The organism is Brenneria rubrifaciens (genome assembly GCF_005484945.1).
GTDB lineage: Bacteria > Pseudomonadota > Gammaproteobacteria > Enterobacterales > Enterobacteriaceae > Brenneria > Brenneria rubrifaciens.
The window spans coordinates 2,302,193-2,320,114 of sequence record NZ_CP034035.1; the positions used below are offsets into that span (position 1 = coordinate 2,302,193).

15 protein-coding genes and 1 pseudogene are annotated in these 17,922 nt (G+C 52.4%); 4 read left to right on the top strand and 12 right to left on the bottom strand.

Translation table 11 applies throughout. The features are described 5' to 3' along the window. Positions 1-43: 43 nt before the first annotated feature. From EH207_RS10660 to dinG, 3 genes are all read right to left on the bottom strand, one after another. Complete coding sequence (locus EH207_RS10660) at positions 44-1,903, bottom strand: M3 family metallopeptidase (protein WP_137713986.1); 1,860 nt, start codon at positions 1,901-1,903, stop codon at positions 44-46. Between the two features lie 61 nt (positions 1,904-1,964). Then, on the bottom strand, positions 1,965-2,933 hold the full coding sequence (gene ybiB, locus EH207_RS10665; RefSeq protein WP_137713987.1) for a DNA-binding protein YbiB: 969 nt from the start codon (positions 2,931-2,933) through the stop codon (positions 1,965-1,967). A gap of 261 nt (positions 2,934-3,194) precedes the next feature. Further along, the gene (dinG, locus tag EH207_RS10675; RefSeq protein WP_137713989.1) at positions 3,195-5,294 is read right to left on the bottom strand and encodes an ATP-dependent DNA helicase DinG; all 2,100 of its coding nucleotides are present in this window, start codon (positions 5,292-5,294) and stop codon (positions 3,195-3,197) included. 136 nt (positions 5,295-5,430) lie between these two features. Here dinG and EH207_RS18370 point away from each other — a divergent pair, with 136 nt between their 5' ends. Continuing rightward, a complete protein-coding gene (locus EH207_RS18370; protein WP_246048873.1) occupies positions 5,431-5,538 on the top strand; it encodes a hypothetical protein in 108 nt (35 codons plus the stop codon). Between the two features lie 35 nt (positions 5,539-5,573). Here the strand turns inward: EH207_RS18370 and idi are convergent, their stop codons facing one another. Together idi and bglX are read right to left on the bottom strand one after the other, a co-directional pair. Then, positions 5,574-6,119 (bottom strand): isopentenyl-diphosphate Delta-isomerase, encoded by a 546-nt coding sequence (gene idi, locus EH207_RS10680; protein ID WP_137713990.1) that lies wholly within the window; start codon positions 6,117-6,119, stop codon positions 5,574-5,576. 154 nt (positions 6,120-6,273) lie between these two features. Beyond that, positions 6,274-8,580, bottom strand: a complete 2,307-nt coding sequence (gene bglX, locus EH207_RS10685) for a beta-glucosidase BglX (RefSeq protein ID WP_137713991.1) — start codon at positions 8,578-8,580, stop codon at positions 6,274-6,276. Positions 8,581-8,872: 292 nt separating this feature from the next. On the opposite strand from bglX, the gene EH207_RS10690 reads away from it, so the two are divergent. Then, positions 8,873-9,559, top strand: coding sequence for a glutathione S-transferase family protein (locus tag EH207_RS10690; protein ID WP_137713992.1), 687 nt, complete (start codon positions 8,873-8,875; stop codon positions 9,557-9,559). Between the two features lie 100 nt (positions 9,560-9,659). Here the strand turns inward: EH207_RS10690 and pbpG are convergent, their stop codons facing one another. Both pbpG and EH207_RS18375 read right to left on the bottom strand, forming a co-directional pair. Beyond that, positions 9,660-10,607, bottom strand: a complete 948-nt coding sequence (gene pbpG, locus EH207_RS10695; RefSeq protein ID WP_137713993.1) for a D-alanyl-D-alanine endopeptidase — start codon at positions 10,605-10,607, stop codon at positions 9,660-9,662. A gap of 175 nt (positions 10,608-10,782) precedes the next feature. Continuing rightward, positions 10,783-10,934: pseudogene (locus EH207_RS18375) on the bottom strand (ABC transporter substrate-binding protein); the annotation flags it as partial. A 376-nt stretch (positions 10,935-11,310) separates the two neighbouring features. On the opposite strand from EH207_RS18375, the gene EH207_RS10705 reads away from it, so the two are divergent. Then, positions 11,311-12,219: a hypothetical protein gene (locus EH207_RS10705; RefSeq protein WP_137713994.1), complete on the top strand. Its 909-nt coding sequence runs from the start codon at positions 11,311-11,313 to the stop codon at positions 12,217-12,219. Between the two features lie 157 nt (positions 12,220-12,376). Here EH207_RS10705 and EH207_RS10710 read toward each other — a convergent pair whose 3' ends face one another. The 4 genes from EH207_RS10710 to dusC form a co-directional block, all read right to left on the bottom strand. Continuing rightward, on the bottom strand, positions 12,377-12,727 hold the full coding sequence (locus EH207_RS10710) for an FMN-binding protein (protein WP_137713995.1): 351 nt from the start codon (positions 12,725-12,727) through the stop codon (positions 12,377-12,379). Between the two features lie 136 nt (positions 12,728-12,863). Further along, entirely contained in the window at positions 12,864-14,273 is a 1,410-nt protein-coding gene (locus tag EH207_RS10715; RefSeq protein ID WP_137713996.1) for a flavocytochrome c, read from the bottom strand. 508 nt (positions 14,274-14,781) lie between these two features. After that, the gene (gene cyaB, locus EH207_RS10720) at positions 14,782-15,321 is read right to left on the bottom strand and encodes a class IV adenylate cyclase (RefSeq protein ID WP_137713997.1); all 540 of its coding nucleotides are present in this window, start codon (positions 15,319-15,321) and stop codon (positions 14,782-14,784) included. A gap of 305 nt (positions 15,322-15,626) precedes the next feature. Continuing rightward, a complete protein-coding gene (gene dusC / locus EH207_RS10725) occupies positions 15,627-16,565 on the bottom strand; it encodes a tRNA dihydrouridine(16) synthase DusC (RefSeq protein ID WP_137713998.1) in 939 nt (312 codons plus the stop codon). Positions 16,566-16,781: 216 nt separating this feature from the next. Here dusC and EH207_RS10730 point away from each other — a divergent pair, with 216 nt between their 5' ends. After that, positions 16,782-17,453, top strand: a complete 672-nt coding sequence (locus tag EH207_RS10730; protein ID WP_137713999.1) for an epoxyqueuosine reductase QueH — start codon at positions 16,782-16,784, stop codon at positions 17,451-17,453. Positions 17,454-17,506: 53 nt separating this feature from the next. Here the strand turns inward: EH207_RS10730 and EH207_RS10735 are convergent, their stop codons facing one another. Then, complete coding sequence (locus tag EH207_RS10735) at positions 17,507-17,839, bottom strand: YegP family protein (RefSeq protein WP_137714000.1); 333 nt, start codon at positions 17,837-17,839, stop codon at positions 17,507-17,509. Positions 17,840-17,922 lie beyond the last annotated feature (83 nt).

Here is a 17,922-nt window from a genome sequence, read left to right on the forward strand (position 1 = left end):
GCCGGTTGGTTTAAGGGTGCATTCGCACCCTTAAACTTACTCATTACCGCGGATATTCCCGCTCAATAAACGCGGCAAAATCCTGACACATCTTCTCATCGCCTTTTTCATTATCCGCCAGAACCCGATCGCCATCGACAATCTGTATCCGCGCGGACAAATCAAAATCCGCCGCCGATTGAGGGCGTAATCGCGCCTGCGTCATGGTGGCCTGAGCGTGTTGCCAGGCTTCATCAACCGTCAGATTACAGGCGCGCGCCAGGTACCCGGGATTAAACCCTTCCCCGGTGAGACTGATTAAGGTGGCGTCATGGCTGACACTGTTTCCCGGCAGCCAGTAATGTTTTGCCAGATCGGGGCCAATGGCGGCGTTATCCGTCAGATAGCCATCTCGTTGCAGGAAATAGTGCCGGGTTTGCTCCACCGCCATCAGCGCCAGCAGGTATCCCTGATAGGAACAGGCCGACTCCATTGACAACAGATGCGGGATCGCCAGCGTGGGCCGCGGACTTCCGCTGATGCCTAAAATACGCTGTTCAACATCGCGCGCCAGTTGCGTTATCGCCTGCGGCGTACGCTGCTCATCGTCCCACGAATAGAGTTCCCACTCAAAGTAAGGCACCAGCAGAATATGCCGTTCATTGAATGCGCGCATCGGCTGCCGGGTATGAATATCCGCACGGATCAGGTCATCAGGGATGACGTCTCCCTGCGCGTTTTTGGCATAACGTTTTAGCCAGTCGGCGTCATGCAACAGGCTATCGCAAAACATGGATTGCGTTTCCGCGTAAGCCATGGATGTGGGCGGGAATTCCTGTGAGAAACAGGGCGCATTCTGACGAATGTTGGCAAAATGCGCCGCGTGTCCCCCTTCATGAAACAGCGTATTGATGCCGCCGGCGCCGCTGCCAACCTGATCCGGCTTCGCCAGACTGGTGAAATTAATGCGTGCCGGTATCCATTCACCCTGCTGAACAAAAGCGGGAACCGGCGCATGCATAAAACCGTTCTCGTATTTGCCCTTGCGCACCAGCAAATCAAGCTGCATTCGCGCCCCGTTAAAACCAATATGCAGACGCTTAAAACTGTTGACCCAGCGCGCCAGCGAAGCGGCAAACGGGAAATAGGGATCGAGCTGACGGGTGACATCCCCCGCGCTGGCGTAACGAATGTTCCACGGCTGCAACGCAGCCTGCCCTTTCAACGCCGCCAGTTCACGCAGACTTCGATCATTTGCGTCGCGGGTCTGCTCCTCAAAAGGATTGAGAATAGCGAAAAGCTGCTCCGGCGACATGCGCTCGGTTTTGTTGACCTTATAGTCGAAATAGTTACGGTAACCCATCTGGCGGGCGAAACGGTTACGCAGGTTTATCAGCTCAGGAAAACCGTTATGCAATAACCACTGCTCCAGATCGCGCAACGCTTGCTGGGAGCTCTGCCGGTAGGCTTCCGTATCATTCGTCGCCTGATTGGTCAGCAACTCGCCCAATGAGGCTGCAACCCGTTTACCGTTGGCATCCAGATGCGTCATCTCATAGGCTTTGCGTTTCTCATACAGCGCGCTTTCCGCGGCGATAATGTCATCCATCAACCCTTGCGCCAGAGGGTCTTCGATGACGTTGCAGTCAAAAAACCGATACCACCCTTGCAGACCGTGCAGCAATGCCTGCTGATTATCGCTTGCAGGATGCGCTTCCAGCGCGGATAGATGCTGGCGTAATTCCACTAAACGCCGCGGTTGAGCAATAAAACGTTTGTAAGCGCTTTCCGCCGTCGAAAACTGCGCGGACACTTCGTCATTGCCCGTGCCCATATAAAGCTGCCAGAACAGATCTTCTTTCGCCTGATGAACGGCAAGATAATCACGGTTCAGCGCATTAAAATACTCTTCAGTCTGTTGCATGATATTCCTTCTTTAAAGAGGAAAATAAGATCGATTGGCACAGTATGTGACGCTCAATCGCTTATCCCAAACGTTTTCTAATCGTCGCGACCGCCTGCTCCATTGTCGGCGCTTCGCCAGCCGCCACCAGACAGCAGGCTAGCTGCGAACGAATCGCGTGCGGTAAGGCAATTTCTCCCGCCAGACATTGCGCCGTCCAGCGTGCGGTGGTGGCTGCGTCCTTCGCCGTAGGCAGGCCGTCAGGCGCGACCAGGGTATCCTGCCGCAGTTGCAGCACCTGGGTTTTCTGTTGGTGAATAAAATGAATTTCCGGGCAGCGCCGCGGGTTCGCGTACGCTTCGCCTTCCGTTCCGTGCATCAATAAGGCGCGGCCATGAATAGCTTTGAAAAAGGTCCCGACGCGGTCGATATATTCAGGGTGCGACACGCTGGCGATCCTCAATACATCGGCCTGTGCGAAAGGCGTCGCCACTTTCGCCAGGGTATGGCTGCTGTTACGCAGCCCCATGCGCCAGCGTAACTGCAATTGCCGGTCAATCTCAGGACAGAGCAGCGAAACCGGGATGAATACCGGTTGATCGTCATCAAGCCGCCGCTGCGCCTGCTCCACACTCTCCGCCCCCGCGACGCCAAGATGACGCAGTATTTCAGCGCTGGTCACGCGCGTCGGGTCTTCACTGACGCCATGAATCACCACCGGAAAGCCCAGTTTGGTCAGCGACAGCGCCAACAGCGGCGTCAGATTCGCCTGCTTTCTCGCTCCGTTATAACTGGGGATAACCACCGGCAGAGGGCGGTTGGCCGGCGGCTGAAGATGAAGAACCCGCTCGCTCATGGCCTGATAAAAGCCGAACATTTCTGTTTCGGACTCGCCTTTAATGCGAAAGGCGATCAGCAACCCCCCCAGTTCAAGCTCGGGGACTTCACCGCGCAGTATCCGGCAGTAAAGCGCATAGGCGGTGGCCAGATCCAGATCGCGGGCATGGTTTTTACCACGCCCGACCTCTTTAATAACCTTGGTGTAATCCATGCAGCCCTCCCGTTAACGGCAATGCCGTTGATGGCTTATACCCGCAACCACGACTGTCGCCAACCCTGTCTGGTCTCGGTCGGTTCCCGTCGGGCGTCATAGCGCGCTTGTTCCGCCAGCTTTGTGTAGCGTATTTCCTAGCGTTGCACTCACTTTCCGAACGACGATGACTTGAACCGTCAACCAGCGACAACGTCGGCAAATGTCCCGCCCGGTTACGCTCGATGTAATAATCCTTATTGCGCTTTTTACTCTTGTTACTCAAGGCATTTCCCGCTCTTCGATCGGAAAAACCGGTAAAGCGGCAAGCAGTTGAGCGCCATAGCCTTTACTGACCAAACGACGATCGTAAATCACAATTTCGCCAAAGCACTCATGGCTGCGGATTAAACGTCCCACTTGCTGTATCAGACTGAACGACGCGCTGGGTAAGCTTTGTACCACAAACGGATGACGTTTCAGGCTTTTGAGCCATTCGCCTTCGGTCAAAATCACCGGGCTGTCGATAGGCGGAAAGGCGATTTTGTGAATATGAACCTGCGACAACAGTTCACCTTTCAGATCCAACCCCTCGGCAAATGACTGCAACCCAATCAGCACGCTGGACTCTCCCGCTTCAACGCGCTGTCGATGCAGTTCAACCAGTCGGTAACGCGGCTTGTCTCCCTGTACCAGCAGCATCAACCGTAAATCGGTCACCTGCGTCAAAAAAAGCTGCATGGCGCGCTGACTGGCGAACAGCATCAGCATACCGCGATGCGTCTCCTTCTTCAGTTCCGCTCTGAAAAAGGCGGCCATTTCCGCGACATGCTGTGCTTCGCTCGCCATCAACGGTTCATAACGCATTTTGGGGATCACCAGGCGCCCTTGTTCACGGTGATTAAACGGCGAGTCCAGCGAAATAAACCGGTCGCCATCGCGCTCGCTCAGACCTGATAATTCCTGTATCCGGGCAAAACTGTTCAGTGAACGTAAGGTCGCCGAGGTGACGACCACGTGCGGCACCTTGCTCCACAGCAGTTTTTCCAATTGCTCGCTCACCCGGATACCAGCGCAGTGCAGATGCAAATGGAGCTGTTTGTCGCGAATATCACGGGTAAGCCATTTGGAAACCGGCGCATTAGAGGATTTTTCCATGGCCGCCAAACGCCACAGCTTGGTCAGCGACTCCAGGTAGCCAAGCGCCCGGCTCATTTTCAGCAGCGACTGATGCAGACGTACGGCATCATGCTTGGCGGTTTTCTCACTGAGATCGTTGAGCATGAACTCCGTCAGCGCGCGCAGCGTGTCGGTTAGCTTGAACAGCCGGACACAGATTTCACGCATCTCTTCCGGCATTTGCCCCATTGCAAAGCGATACCCGGCCTCGTGGCCGTCGCCCGGCAAGAATTGTCCGCAACATTGCGCGAACATCCGTACCTGCTCACGCAGTTCTTCGCAATGGCTGGTCAACCTTTCGCTGTGCGCCAATCGCGGCGGCGATTTTGGCGCAAACTGCGACATACACAGCCCGATCAACTGCACCAGTTGTTCTAACTGTACGGTGATCATCTCTGGCGTCACATCGCCCGACATCTCCAGCGTATCGCGGGCGACATCGGGAATATGGTGCCCTTCATCCAGCACCAGCAGCAGATCTTTCGGATTGGGCAGAACCGATTCGCTTTCCATCGCCGCCATCACCAGCGCGTGGTTGGTCACCACGACGTCCGCCTGCTCAATCTCACGCCTGGCAACGAAAAATGGACACGCCCGGAAGTAATGACAGTGATGTGCGAGACAGTTCGCCTTATCGGTGCTCAGCTTGCGCCACAGGCTGTCGTTAATCGATTCCTGATAATGATCGCGTAATCCGTCCCAGGTGCCGCTTTGCAACGCTTTCTCAACCCGTGAACACTGCGCCTGTTCCTCCCGGCTGGAAGGCGCCAGTTCGTCCCCCGGAAACAGCGTTAAATCGCCTTGCGCATCGACATCGGTCGCCAGCCTTGCCAGATTACGCGGACACACATAGCGCCCGCGGCCGAACGCCGCGGTATAGGTCAGTTCAGGGATAAATTTGCGCAATAAAGGCAGGTCTTTACTGAAAATCTGATCTTGCAACGCCACATTCGCGGTGCTGACCACCAGCGTTCTTTCCTCCGCGCGCCCGATCGCAATGCCGGGGATCAAATAGGACAGCGTCTTCCCCACCCCGGTAGGCGCTTCAATCACCAGGTGGCGCGGATATTCTCCCGCCAGCGTCTTAGCGACTTCGGCGATCATCTGTCGCTGGGGAATACGAGGAATAAAATCCGGGATCTGCTGTTGCAGGGCCTTATACCATTGACCAATCTGCAATTTTATTGCGGGGGACAGCGCCATGCATTCTCTGTGATTATGGAATCTGGCGAACATTGTCCCACAGACCAACCAGCCCGTCAGCCGATATCACGCAACATGCCTTGTTTCAACTGCGGAAGGCTTTATAATTCGTGGCAAGCTACAAAAGGATAACCTGATGAATTTAAGCAAACTGGGTGTGATCGGGCTGTTCGCTCTGTGCGCCATCGGCGGGATCGGCGGCGTAATGCTGGTGGGTTACATTGTTATTGTTCACGGCGGTTGACGACAACACCGCGCCATCAGCAACCGCATCGGCATTTATCCGCGGCGGGCGAGTTCAACCTGAAATTGTTTCCAGTAGGCGGGAATGCGTGAAAATGTCAGCCTGAACCAGGCGGTAAAACGCTCCGGCGACGCATCCATACTGCGTCTAATCTGTTCCAGCGACAGATACTCATAATCCGCCGCTTCTGCAGGATTAATCTGGGGAATATCATCCGTTATGCCAAAATGGACATGCCCCACCTCATGTTCAGTGAGGCCGTTATTCAGCGGCAACCGGTAAGTCAGCGTAAACATGGGCGTCAGCGGGCAGCGTATCCCCATTTCCTGATACAGCCGGCGATGCGCTGCCTGCAAAGTCTTTTCTCCCGGTGCGGGATGGCTGCAACAGGTATTACTCCACAACCCCCCGCTATGATATTTATCAACCGCCCGTTGCTGAAGCAGCAATTGCTGGCGGGAATTGAACACATAAACGGTGATGGCACGATGTAATAACCCCTTCTCGTGCGCTTCCTGCTTTTCCATCACGCCGGTTGGCTGATCGTTTTCATTAACCAGAATCACTTCCGTCAACGGCATACCGCTCTCCCTTCTCTGTAAGGTTCCACACGGTATAACACACCCATGTTTGATAACAAACCCATCGCGTGCGATCAAAATAGATGGAGCGAGTCATCTACGACATTGTCACCGGTGTGGCCGCAGGTCTTGACCTGCGGTCGCTGGACGTTGATTACAGCAGCGTGAAACGCTGGCTCTTCACACGTTGCGAATCCAAACCGATAAACACATCGAATGTACCCGGCTCAACCACCTGCTGCATGCGGGCATTGTAGAACTTCAGCGCCTCCTGATCGATGGGGAAACGAATCGTGCGGGACTCGCCCGGTTGCAGCATGACTTTCTGGAAGCCGCGCAGTTCTTTCACCGGACGGCTGACAGACGCCACCACATCATGCAGATATATCTGTACCACAGTTTCCCCTGCCCGATCGCCGGTATTTTTTACCGTTACGCTGGCCGTCAGCGAACCATCACGCTTCATGGTCTGGCTGGACAGACGCACATCCGAAACGCTGAATGTGGTGTAGCTCAGGCCATACCCAAATGGATAGAGCGGTCCATTAGCCTCATCGTAATAGTGGGAGGTGTATTTGCCGGGGTTTTCCGGCGTATACGGTCGTCCTGAGGGTAAATGATTGTAATAGATCGGTATTTGACCGACAGAACGGGGGAAAGACATCGGCAGCTTGCCGGAAGGGTTATAGTCGCCGAACAGCACATCCGCAATCGCATTGCCCCCTTCGGTGCCGCTGAACCAGGTTTCCAGCAACGCATCCGCCTGTTGATTTTCACGCACCAGCGCCAGCGGACGGCCGTTCATCAATACCAGAACCAGCGGTTTGCCCGTGGCCTTCAGCGCCGCGATCAGATCACGCTGGCTTTGCGGCAGATCGATATTGGAACGGCTGGAGGCTTCATGCGCCATACCTGCCGCTTCCCCCACCACCGCCACCACGACATCGGCTTTTTTCGCCGTCTGAACCGCTTCGTCAATCATCACCTGGGGAGGGCGCTTATCCATCTGCACCGCCTCTTCGTATTGGTTCAGGAAATCGATAATTCCCTGATGGTTACTGACGTTGGCGCCTTTGGCATACAGAATGGCGGCCTTGTCGCCAACGGCATTCTTCATGCCCTGATAGACGGTGATGGTTTGTTTGGTCACGCCTGCCGCCGACCAACTGCCCATGGTGTCACGCTGGCTGTCGGCCAGCGGCCCGACGACGGCAATAACGCCCTGTTTTTTCAACGGCAGCGTTTGCAGCCGGTTTTTCAGCAACACCAGACTTTTTCGCGCCATCTCACGGGCTTCCAGACGGTGTAAACGACTTTCCGCGTTGGTATCCGCCGGATCGGAACCCGCCGGTCCCAGGTGGCGGTAAGGATCGGCAAACAACCCCATGTCGTACTTCACATTCAGCACCTGACGGCAGGCCTCATCGATCTCCCGCTCCGTCACCGCGCCGCTTTTCACCAGCCCCGGCAGGTAGCGGATGAAATATTCATCGCTCATGCTCATGCCGACGCCGGATTTCAACGCCAAGCGTGAAGCGTCGCGCGCGTCGGCCGCCACGCCGTGTTTGATCAGCTCCTTGATCGCGCCGTGATCAGTAATGGTGATCCCTTTAAATCGCCATTGATCGCGCAGGATATCTTTCAATAACCAGCTATTTGAGGTCGCCGGCGTACCGTTGATGGCGTTCAGCGCCACCATGACGCCGCCGCTGCCGGCATCAATCGCGGCTTTATACGGCGGCAGATACTCCTGAAACATGCGCTGCGGGCTCATATCCACCGTGTTGTAATCTCGCCCCCCTTCCACCGCGCCGTATAGCGCATAATGTTTTACGCTGGTCATCAGTGAATGACGGGCGGTAACGTCATCCCCTTGAAACGCTTTGACCATCACGCCCGCGATTTTGCTGGTCAGCCAGGTATCCTCGCCGAAACCTTCAGACACCCGCCCCCAGCGCGGATCGCGGGTAATATCCACCATCGGCGCCCAGGTCATATTCAGCCCGTCCTCCGTGGCTTCATACGCCGCCACGCGCGCGCTGCCGGCAATCGCCTCCATATCCCAACTGGAAGCCAGCCCCAGCGCGATCGGGAAAATGGTGCGCTGACCATGCACCACGTCATAAGCGAAGAACAGGGGAATTTTCAGGCGGCTGAGTTGCATCACCTGATCCTGCATTGCGCGAATATCATGACGCGTTACGGTATTAAAAATCGCGCCGACCTGACCGTTCCTGATCATCTCGCGAATCGCTTCTTTGGGGTTATCCGTCCCGACGCTGATTAACCGCAACTGACCGATTTTTTCATTCAGCGTCATTTTTTTCATTAAATCAGAGACAAAAGCGTCACGCTGTTGATGTGACGACGTAACCGATGCCGTTACAGACGTCATTTCCTGCGCGAAAGCCGGGTTATACGCAAGTCCAATTGCGAAAATCAGAGAAGTAAGCCATTTCATTCTTTATCCAAACCCAATCATTCCAGGCGCCAGGACGCGTCGCTGAGGCACAGGACAGGTTGAAAATAATGTCGGCAACTGCGCCATACTATCTGGCAGAGTGAAGGCCGCCGAACCCGGCATTCACCTACAACGCCAACGTACTTAACTACACAGCGCGTAATCATAGTTTATTTACATACGTTCCATTTAATAAAAACTGAAAGAATAATACGATTAATGCGCCCGCAACGTGCAAATTGCGGGGATATGCCGTCAACACGATGACTTCCATCCAAGGAGTTCAGACACCATGTACCAACTTTATATCGCCAATAAAAATTACTCGTCCTGGTCGCTACGGCCATGGGTGCTGTTAAAGGCGCTGTCTATACCGTTTGAAGAGAAAAAAGTCGCGTTTGCGCCCGGCGCGACACAGGCGGCGTTCAAGGCTTTTTCACCGACCGGCAAAGTGCCTTGCCTGATTGACGGCGCTATCACCGTGTGGGATTCACTGGCCATATCCGAATACCTGGCCGAAATGCATCCGCAGGTCTGGCCTGCCGATCCCCACGCTCGCGCCTGGGCTCGCTGCGCCGCAGCGGAAATGCACTCTGGCTTTACCGCGCTGCGGAATAATTGCGCCATGAGCTGTGGCGTAACAGTCAAAATAAACGCGATCTCTCCTGCCCTGAGCAGCGAAATACAGCGGATTGATGCGCTGTGGCAGGAGGGGTTAACGCGATTTGGCGGCCCGTTTTTGGCCGGGAAAAGCTTCACGGCGGTGGATGCGTTTTTCTCCCCGGTGGTGTTTCGGATCAAAACGTATCAGTTGCCGGTATCACCAACGACGACCGCCTACAGTGAACATCTGCTGTCACAGCCTGCCATGCAGATCTGGTTGAAGGACGCGCTGGCGGAAACCTGGCGTGAACCTTCGCACGAAGAAGATATCGCCAGCGCGGGAGAAATTATCGAAGACCTGCGGGCGAAAGCGTAAAAGACCAAGTCCGCTTCAGCTTCGCCCCGTTTTAACTTAAATAGTTATTGAAAACAGTGCAGATAAGTTCAGTATAATTTCGTGCGCAAAAGCGGTCCGCTTACTCCGAATCCAAACTGGCCATACTTTGCGGCTGGCGTGACGACAGCGCTTTCTGTTTTTTATAGCTCAGCGCCACGGCGGGAACCGCCGTGATTTTGCCGCTTTCCAGCCAGTTACGCAGGCGATTGGCATCGGCAAAATGGGTGTACTTGCCAAAGGCATCCAGCACAACCAATGCCACCGGGCGCTGATTGATAACGGTACGCATCACCAGGCAGTGTCCGGCCTGATTAGTGAAACCGGTTTTGGTTAATTCAATATCCCAGTCAGGCTTATAAACCAGATGATTGGTATTTCTGAACGGTAAACTGTACGCGGGGTGCGAAAAGGTCGCCGTTTTCTCACGCATGGTGCTGAGCTGGCTGAGTAACGGATACTGCTTGCTGGCTATCAGCAGTTTGGTGAGATCGCGGGCGGTAGATACATTGTTGATCGACAGTCCGGTCGGTTCGACGTAACGCGTGTGCAGCATCCCCAGCGATCGGGCTTTGGCATTCATCGCATTGATAAAAGCCTGATAGCCGCCGGGATAATGATGCGCGAGGCTGGCGGCCGAACGGTTTTCCGAGGACATCAGCGCCAGCAGCAACATATCACGGCGGCTGATTTCACTGTTTAAGCGCACGCGCGAATAAACGCCCTGCATTTCTTTGGTGTGGCGGATATCAATGGTAATCGCCTCATCCAATGGCTGGTTCGCATCCAGCACGACCATTGCCGTCATCAGTTTGGTCACCGAGGCGATCGGCACCACCACGTCTGGATTGGTTGAATACAAGATGCGGTTATCACGCAGATCCACCACCATCGCACTACCGGACGCAATTTCCTGATGAGCGATCGCCGCGGATGGGGCGGAGTCTTTCACGATGACAGAAGATGCGGCCAGCGCATGCGTTGACAGCAACAGCAGGCCCAGTAAAGGAAGAGTCAATTTTTTGTTCATTATTCAATAAATCAAATGGTAGTCTGTTAAATAAAAGGAGCGCGTGCGCCGCATTATAATTGACCGATCCCTGCTGCGCACCCTTCCGGCAAAATAGCTTTGTGACAAAGTTTAATGAGTCTTACCGTATTTTCCTGCTAAATAAAACGACGCATACGCTCAACGGCCGCCAACACTTCACCTTGTCATTCCGGTCGTTGGTCATGCAGATGTTGGCGTCATGACCCGGCACGAACGTGGTTTTCTGGTCGTGATCAAAATATCATTAGTCCCGTTCATTACCGAAATACCGTATTTCCCCGCCACGAGGATGTCCCAACTCAGGCTGAGACAGCGGCCGGTAAACTTGGCGCAGCAACCACGTTCAGGTGGTGCGTGCGCTGCGCTACCGTTTGCTGGATAGCTGACGATGGCGGGATGAAGCTCTCTTTTTTACTGGCTGTGCCCTCCATTCACCCGTTTACCCTGACAGCACCAACAGCGACGGGGTAAACCAGCTCTCTGGATAGGTTAAAAAGTCCAGGGTGGCCGTTTTTTATTCCTTATAAAATCAAGCAGCCCACGCGGTTTCCACACAGCGTGATTGTGATGCAGTTTAGCAAAAAGAACAGAGCAACTTTGCGGAACGCTGCATATACTTAATTTATGATTAAGTATATTGAAAATGTGATGGTCTATGAGTTTGGGCGTTTGTGGACGAAGAATGGCGAGAAAATTACTTATTTTCAGTATGTTGGTTTTGTTATCCGCGCCTGCTGTTGCTGCTGAAAATAATGATGATGACGATGACGACATGAGAAGTTCTTATGCCAAACTTCTTGATTTATCCTCCGTTGATGACGTAAGTAGCTCTAAATTACGTGTGGATGATGGATTTAACTATTCGAAAATCGCGATCCCATACACTACCGACTATTATCCACTCGCTACGGATAGCTCTGTGGCCTGGTTTATAAAAGCCGGTTTTTTGGAGGTGAAAGGCGATGCCATCCCTGTAGATGAAAGTCTGTTCACACCTCGCTGGCGCGCGTTTTCCATTGTTTCCGGGCCATCATTCAAATACCGGATTCAAGAACGGTTTAATTTGGTTGGCAAGCTTGGCGTCGGCTATTCACGGTTAATTGATAATTCGCTGTATTCAGGCGACAACGAGATCCATAACGCGTTAAAAGAGGCAAAATTATTAGATTGGGAAATCGACGCGTACACTGTTTCTCCATCAATTGGCATTGAATATAAAAATATACTCAATTCAGGCAATGTGTTCGACCTAATGACCAATCTCTCATTCACGCATGTTTCAAGCTTTAATAATCACAACAACGGTCTTAAAATTTCTGATAATTCCGGCAGCTACTCTATCAAAACAGACTATACCTTTACTGATCTCTTTCATACGTTCAACCGGCGCATCAATTTTGTAGTGTCGAATAAGTTTGGCGGATTTAATGGTTCAGACTATCGCGATCTCGGATTTGGATTTGTCAATGAAACGCAAATGGCGATCGAGATCCCCACCGATCCGTTTTTGAAAGGAAATAAAATCCGCATGGGCATAGGTTATTTATTCAATGATTATGCGCAGGGTGTCTCTTTGGTTTTCAGCCTTTAATCTGCCGCTAGGGGAAATAACCTGACGGTGACCGGACACCGTATTTAACAATGCGCACAGGCAAAGTAAAATGAAGGCGTCAGGAGAACATGCTGCGCGTCTCCCTATAAGGCAGTCACACCCTGCGCCCATTTTTGTTGCCATCAAACATGCTACATCAGTTTTTCGCTTGTTCGAGCGCCTGCTTAATCGCATTAATCACGCCGTCGCTCGACATTGTCGCGCCCGTCACCGCGTCCACGTCATTGATATCCTGCTTTTCAATCAGTTCTGGGACAACGTTATCCACCACCCCCATCATCAGCGCTTCGGTGTCTTCGTGTTTCACCACCTCTGCATTGACTATTTGACCGTCTTTGATACTGACGCTGACCTCAATTTCCCCCTCTTTTCCCTGCCCCTTGCCGGTATAGGTGCCATCTTTATACGGCGCGGTAGCGCTGCTGTGCGCAGACAGCGAGAATGAAAGCGTCAAAGCGGTCAGCATGGCCGGAATCAATTTCTTCATAATTTTCCCATAAAAATAACGTCGCTGGCCCTGTTGGCAGCGTTGATGATGATTGACGGCGCCGCCGTGATCGACTGCCGCGCGGCGGCGCCCTGCAACTCGAAAGCGATTAAGCATAAAGAGGGATAAGCAAGGGTTATTGCCCCGCTTTGATCTCTTTGACCGCCTCAGCCGCACCGATACGGCCATAAGTCACAATATCCGCCAGCGAGTTGCCCCCCAACCGATTGGCGCCGTGGACGCCCCCTGCCGCTTCACCCGCGGCAAACAGGTTGGGAATAACCTTGCCGTTCACATCCAGCACCTGCGCTTTGTCGTTGATCGCAATGCCGCCCATCGTGTGATGGATACCAGGTGTGATTTCAATGGCATAGTATTTACCACTATCCAGCGCGAGCTTCATGCTGTCGCGACCAAATTCACTGTCTTTTTTCGCCTTAACCGCGGCACTGTAGGTGTTGATGGTCTGTGTCAGTTGGTTGCCATCCACGTCAATCGCTTTGGCCAGCGCGTCGGGCGTATCACCTTCCGCAACCAGCTTTTGCTTAAAGTAGGATTTCGTTGCCTGATTCTGATTCACCAGTTCATCGTTGAAAACCAGATAAGCATGTGCGCCCGGCTGTTTTAGAATACTTTGCGACACCACATCCCTGGTCAGCAGTTCGTTGACAAAACGCTTGCCGTTTTCATTGATCATGATCGCGCCATCACCGCGCACCGCTTCCGTAATCAGAATGCCTTTACCCGGTACGGTTGACGGGTGAATCTGAATGTACTCCATATCTACCAGTTTGGCTTTCAGCTTCGTCGCCATTTTGATGCCCTCGCCCAACGAGCCGGGCGCGTTGGTGGTTTTGAAGCCGACCAGTTTGGGATCATACTGTTTGATCATGTCGAAATTGGCCCCAAAGCCGCCGCTGGTGATCATCACCTTTTTGGCGTCGATGGTGAATGCCTTACCGTCTTTCCCTTTGGCTATTACCCCTGTCACTTGCCCTTTGTCATTTTGAAGGATATCGGTTGCCGACGTATTGGTTCGCAGATCGATATCCAGCGCCTTAACTTTTTTGATCAGCGCGGTGGCGATGAAGCTGCCGGCTGCCACACCGCCTGCCGGACGGTGAGTACGGTCGACGCGCGATCCGCCGGTCCGGGTCAGATCGGATAAATCCGCCCCATTTTCCTTCAGGAAAATCACGGAGTCTTTGGCGTGTTCAGTGAGCGTTTTCACCACCTCCGGGTTATTAATGTTCCGGCCGCCTTTCATGGTGTCCTCATAAAACATTTCCGGGGAATCCGTGATACCTCGGGATTTTTGCAACTCGGTTCCCGCCGCGTTCAACCCGGCTTCCGCCCGGGCGGTATTCCCTCCGGCAAAAGGCATTTTTTCCAGCAAAATGACTTTTGCGCCTTGATTATGCGCTTCGATGGCGGCGGACATCCCCGCGCCACCCGCGCCAATAATCACTATATCCGTGGTTTCACCGTAAACAACAAAGGAAAAGGTCAATGCCAGTGCACTCAATATTAGAATGTTCTTCTTCATATTATATGAACCTATATTTTGTTATCTTTAATCAGGGATACAAATAATCGAAATGACCATCATCATTACCCATTTTTTACATTCAAAAGCTCGTTCATTTCAATGAAATCCCCAACGCCGAGGGTTATTAGCCGAACCCGGTTTTATCCGGTACAAATTTAATCCAAACCGCAAAAAATTAATTTTTCCGTAACCACGAAGAAAACTATGCCGAGACAAATCCTACTCTAATTTCCCTACGAAAATTTTAACTCGATCATATAATTATAAATTTATCTTTTATCCATGTCACAAGGCGGGAAAATGGCGGCCGGTTAAAAAAGAACGGGGAAAATTAAGACAAGAATCGGAGGAGTGTATTTCCTTAACATACATTCCTCCGTCAACTTAGGGCATCAACCCAACAGAGACTTACCCGTAGCACATCTATAATTCGCATTAATTCAACATCCAATCAACATAAAAAACACATCGCGGTCATACCAATTCATTTCGATATGACAACCAATTAAAAACCCAGTAATTCCCGATAAGAGCGGTTTTCAATATTATCCATCGATAAACCAAGCCGCAATGCGCATTCGATACATTTATCCCGCAATGAAGCCAATTGCGTCTCATCATCCGTCATCACGGATATTTCGACAAAGTGACCGAGCGACTCGATAAAATCCAGGGTAATATGAAAAATATTCATAAAATAGACACTGCGCGTTTTATTGATTTGGTAAAGCGGTTTATACCCCAACGTATTCAGCATGCTATCCGCCTTCTCGAACAACTCGACATTGACGGCTTCACAGCGCCCCGCCTCCGGGCCTTTGACAATCCACAGCTTGATGCCTGACGGCTCCATGCCCCGCAGCAACATGCTGATGTTTTGCTGTTGTAAACGACATTGATCGTCATCGTAGTAAACATCATGCTCTTTATTTTCAAAAACGAATGCTTCAGGATGAAGGCTAAAAAGCGTTTCGCGGAAAACCACAATATCCTGGATACGGAATTTTAGCTCAACCTCATATTTCCCGGTGAAATGTTCAACCATGTGCTTTCTCCTTACTTGACTGCCTGACAGTTCCCTTGAACGCCCACGCCTGATAACAACGCTTTATCAAGTCATTAAACGAGGGCGCTCTCCAAATTCACTACCCGATCTCATCCTCCCGGACAGAAAAACCGCCGAGACTTTTTATAGGTCATCGGCGGTTAATAGTAGCTAAGACGAGGGAAATCGCTAGTTCTTCACGGCGGCGGCGAACAAAGCGTTATCGCCTATCGGGAGAGCAAGCAGTTTAATGATGACCGCATCGGGCGATATCCCCAGGGAACCCACTCGGTAGCCAATGCGGGCTAATGCACCACGGCGTCGATCGCCCGCGCGATATCGGCAGAGGTTTTCATCGCCCGAATATCACTGAACAGCGCGCCGGCCTCGGCATATTCTTTACGCAGATAGCCCAGCCACTGTTTGATACGCGCCACGTGGTACATTCCGGTATCGCCCTGCTTTTCCAGACGGACATATTTTCGCAGCAGTTCCATGATCGCCGGCCACGCCATGCGCGGTTCGTTGTACTTAATCACCCGGCTCAGGTTCGGCACGTTTAGCGCCCCCCGGCCAAGCATCACCGCATCACAGCCGGTTACCGCCAGGCAATCCTGCGCGCTTTGCCAGTCCCAAATCTCCCCGTTGGCAATCACCGGAATGGTCAGGCGTTTGCGGATTTCACCAATCGCCTCCCAGTCAATGCATTCAGCCTTATAGCCATCTTCTTTGGTACGCCCATGCACCGCCAACTCGCTCGCCCCAGCCTGCTGCACCGCATCCGCGATCTCAAACCGGCGTTCGCTGGAATCCCAGCCCAAGCGCACTTTCACCGTTACCGGCAGATGGGCGGGCACCGCTTCCCGCATGGCTTTTGCGCCCTGATAAATTAGCTCGGGATCTTTGAGCAGCGTCGCCCCGCCTCCGCTGCCGTTCACCAGTTTTGAAGGACAGCCACAGTTCAGGTCGACGCCGTAGGAACCCAGATCCACGGCACGCGCCGCATTCTCCGCCAGCCACGCCGGATACTGTCCCAGCAGTTGGACACGCACCCGCGTCCCCGATGGGGTACGGCTGGCATGCCGCAGTTCAGGGCAAAGGCGATAGAACGATTTAACCGGCAGGCGCTGATCCACCACCCGCAAGAATTCGGTGATGCACAAATCATAATCATTAACTTCGGTCAGCAATTCCCGCACTAACGCGTCGAGAACACCTTCCATCGGGGCAAGCAGAACACGCATAACACTACTCAGCGACAAACACCATGGATAAAATCAACGCTATATAAAATACAGGCGGTCAATAAAAGCAGGCAATAGTACTGTTCAACGCAAGGATAGCGCAACGAGAAACATAACGCGTATGAATGTTAACCAGGTTGCCACAGCGTGGCATATCGTCAATAATTCGTAACTGATTTGTTACCCCCCCCTATTTTTGGCGAAATACACAACATTATGTCGAATATCAAAACCGCAGATTTTCACCGCCCCCGGCTTTCACTCCCTGACAACGCAGATAAACTGCTATTGCACTCCTGCTGCGCCCCCTGTTCAGGTGAAGTCATGGAAGCCATTACCGCATCCGGCATTGATTACACCATTTTCTTTTATAATCCGAACATTCATCCACAGCGCGAATACCTGATTCGTAAAGAAGAAAACATTCGCTTCGCCGAAAAAAACAACGTGCCGTTCATCGACGCCGATTACGATACGGACAATTGGTTTGAAAGGGCGAAAGGCATGGAGTGGGAACCGGAACGCGGTATTCGCTGCACCATGTGTTTCGAGATGCGATTTGAACGCACAGCGTTGTACGCCGCGGAAAACGGCTTCAGCGTCATATCCAGTTCGCTGGGCATTTCACGCTGGAAAAACATGCAGCAGATTAACGACTGCGGGCACAACGCGGCAAAAAAATATCCGGGCGTCGCCTACTGGGATTATAACTGGCGCAAAGGGGGGGGATCGGCGCGGATGATAGAAATCAGCAAGCGTGAACATTTCTATCAGCAAGAGTATTGCGGCTGTATCTATTCACTGCGCGACAGCAATAAACACCGAAAATCTCAAGGGCGGGATATTATCCGCATCGGCAAACTGTATTACGGCGATGAGGCCAAATAAGCTGACAGTCCGCTGGGTAAGATATTACCCTGCCAATGTATTGGGTAGTGTTGTTAGGTCAAATCGACGGTTGGCGCAGCCGGGCCATTCTTTTTCACCGACTCAATGCCATTATCGCGCGACCGAGCGGAACGATAGGTTTCGCTATGACCAATCACCTGATGATTGGCCGCTTTCAGTGTGAAGTAGAACAAACCGTCTTTTGCGGTTAAACGCGTATACCGGCTATCGTGCGGTGAATTTTCTTTTACCGACGCAACCCCGTTTTTCGCACTACTTTTGCTGGTATAGCCTTCACTAACAAGAATAGGTTCACCATTTCCCGCCTTAAGGCGGAAATAAAATTCGCCGTTTTTCCCATTGAAGATTTCGTACTTTCCACTCATTTTTCACCCCCAACGATCATAAAAATCATTAATTTTCCAGGCATCACCTGAAGGCAGGTTCAAATAAGTGTTGGTAGAGGATA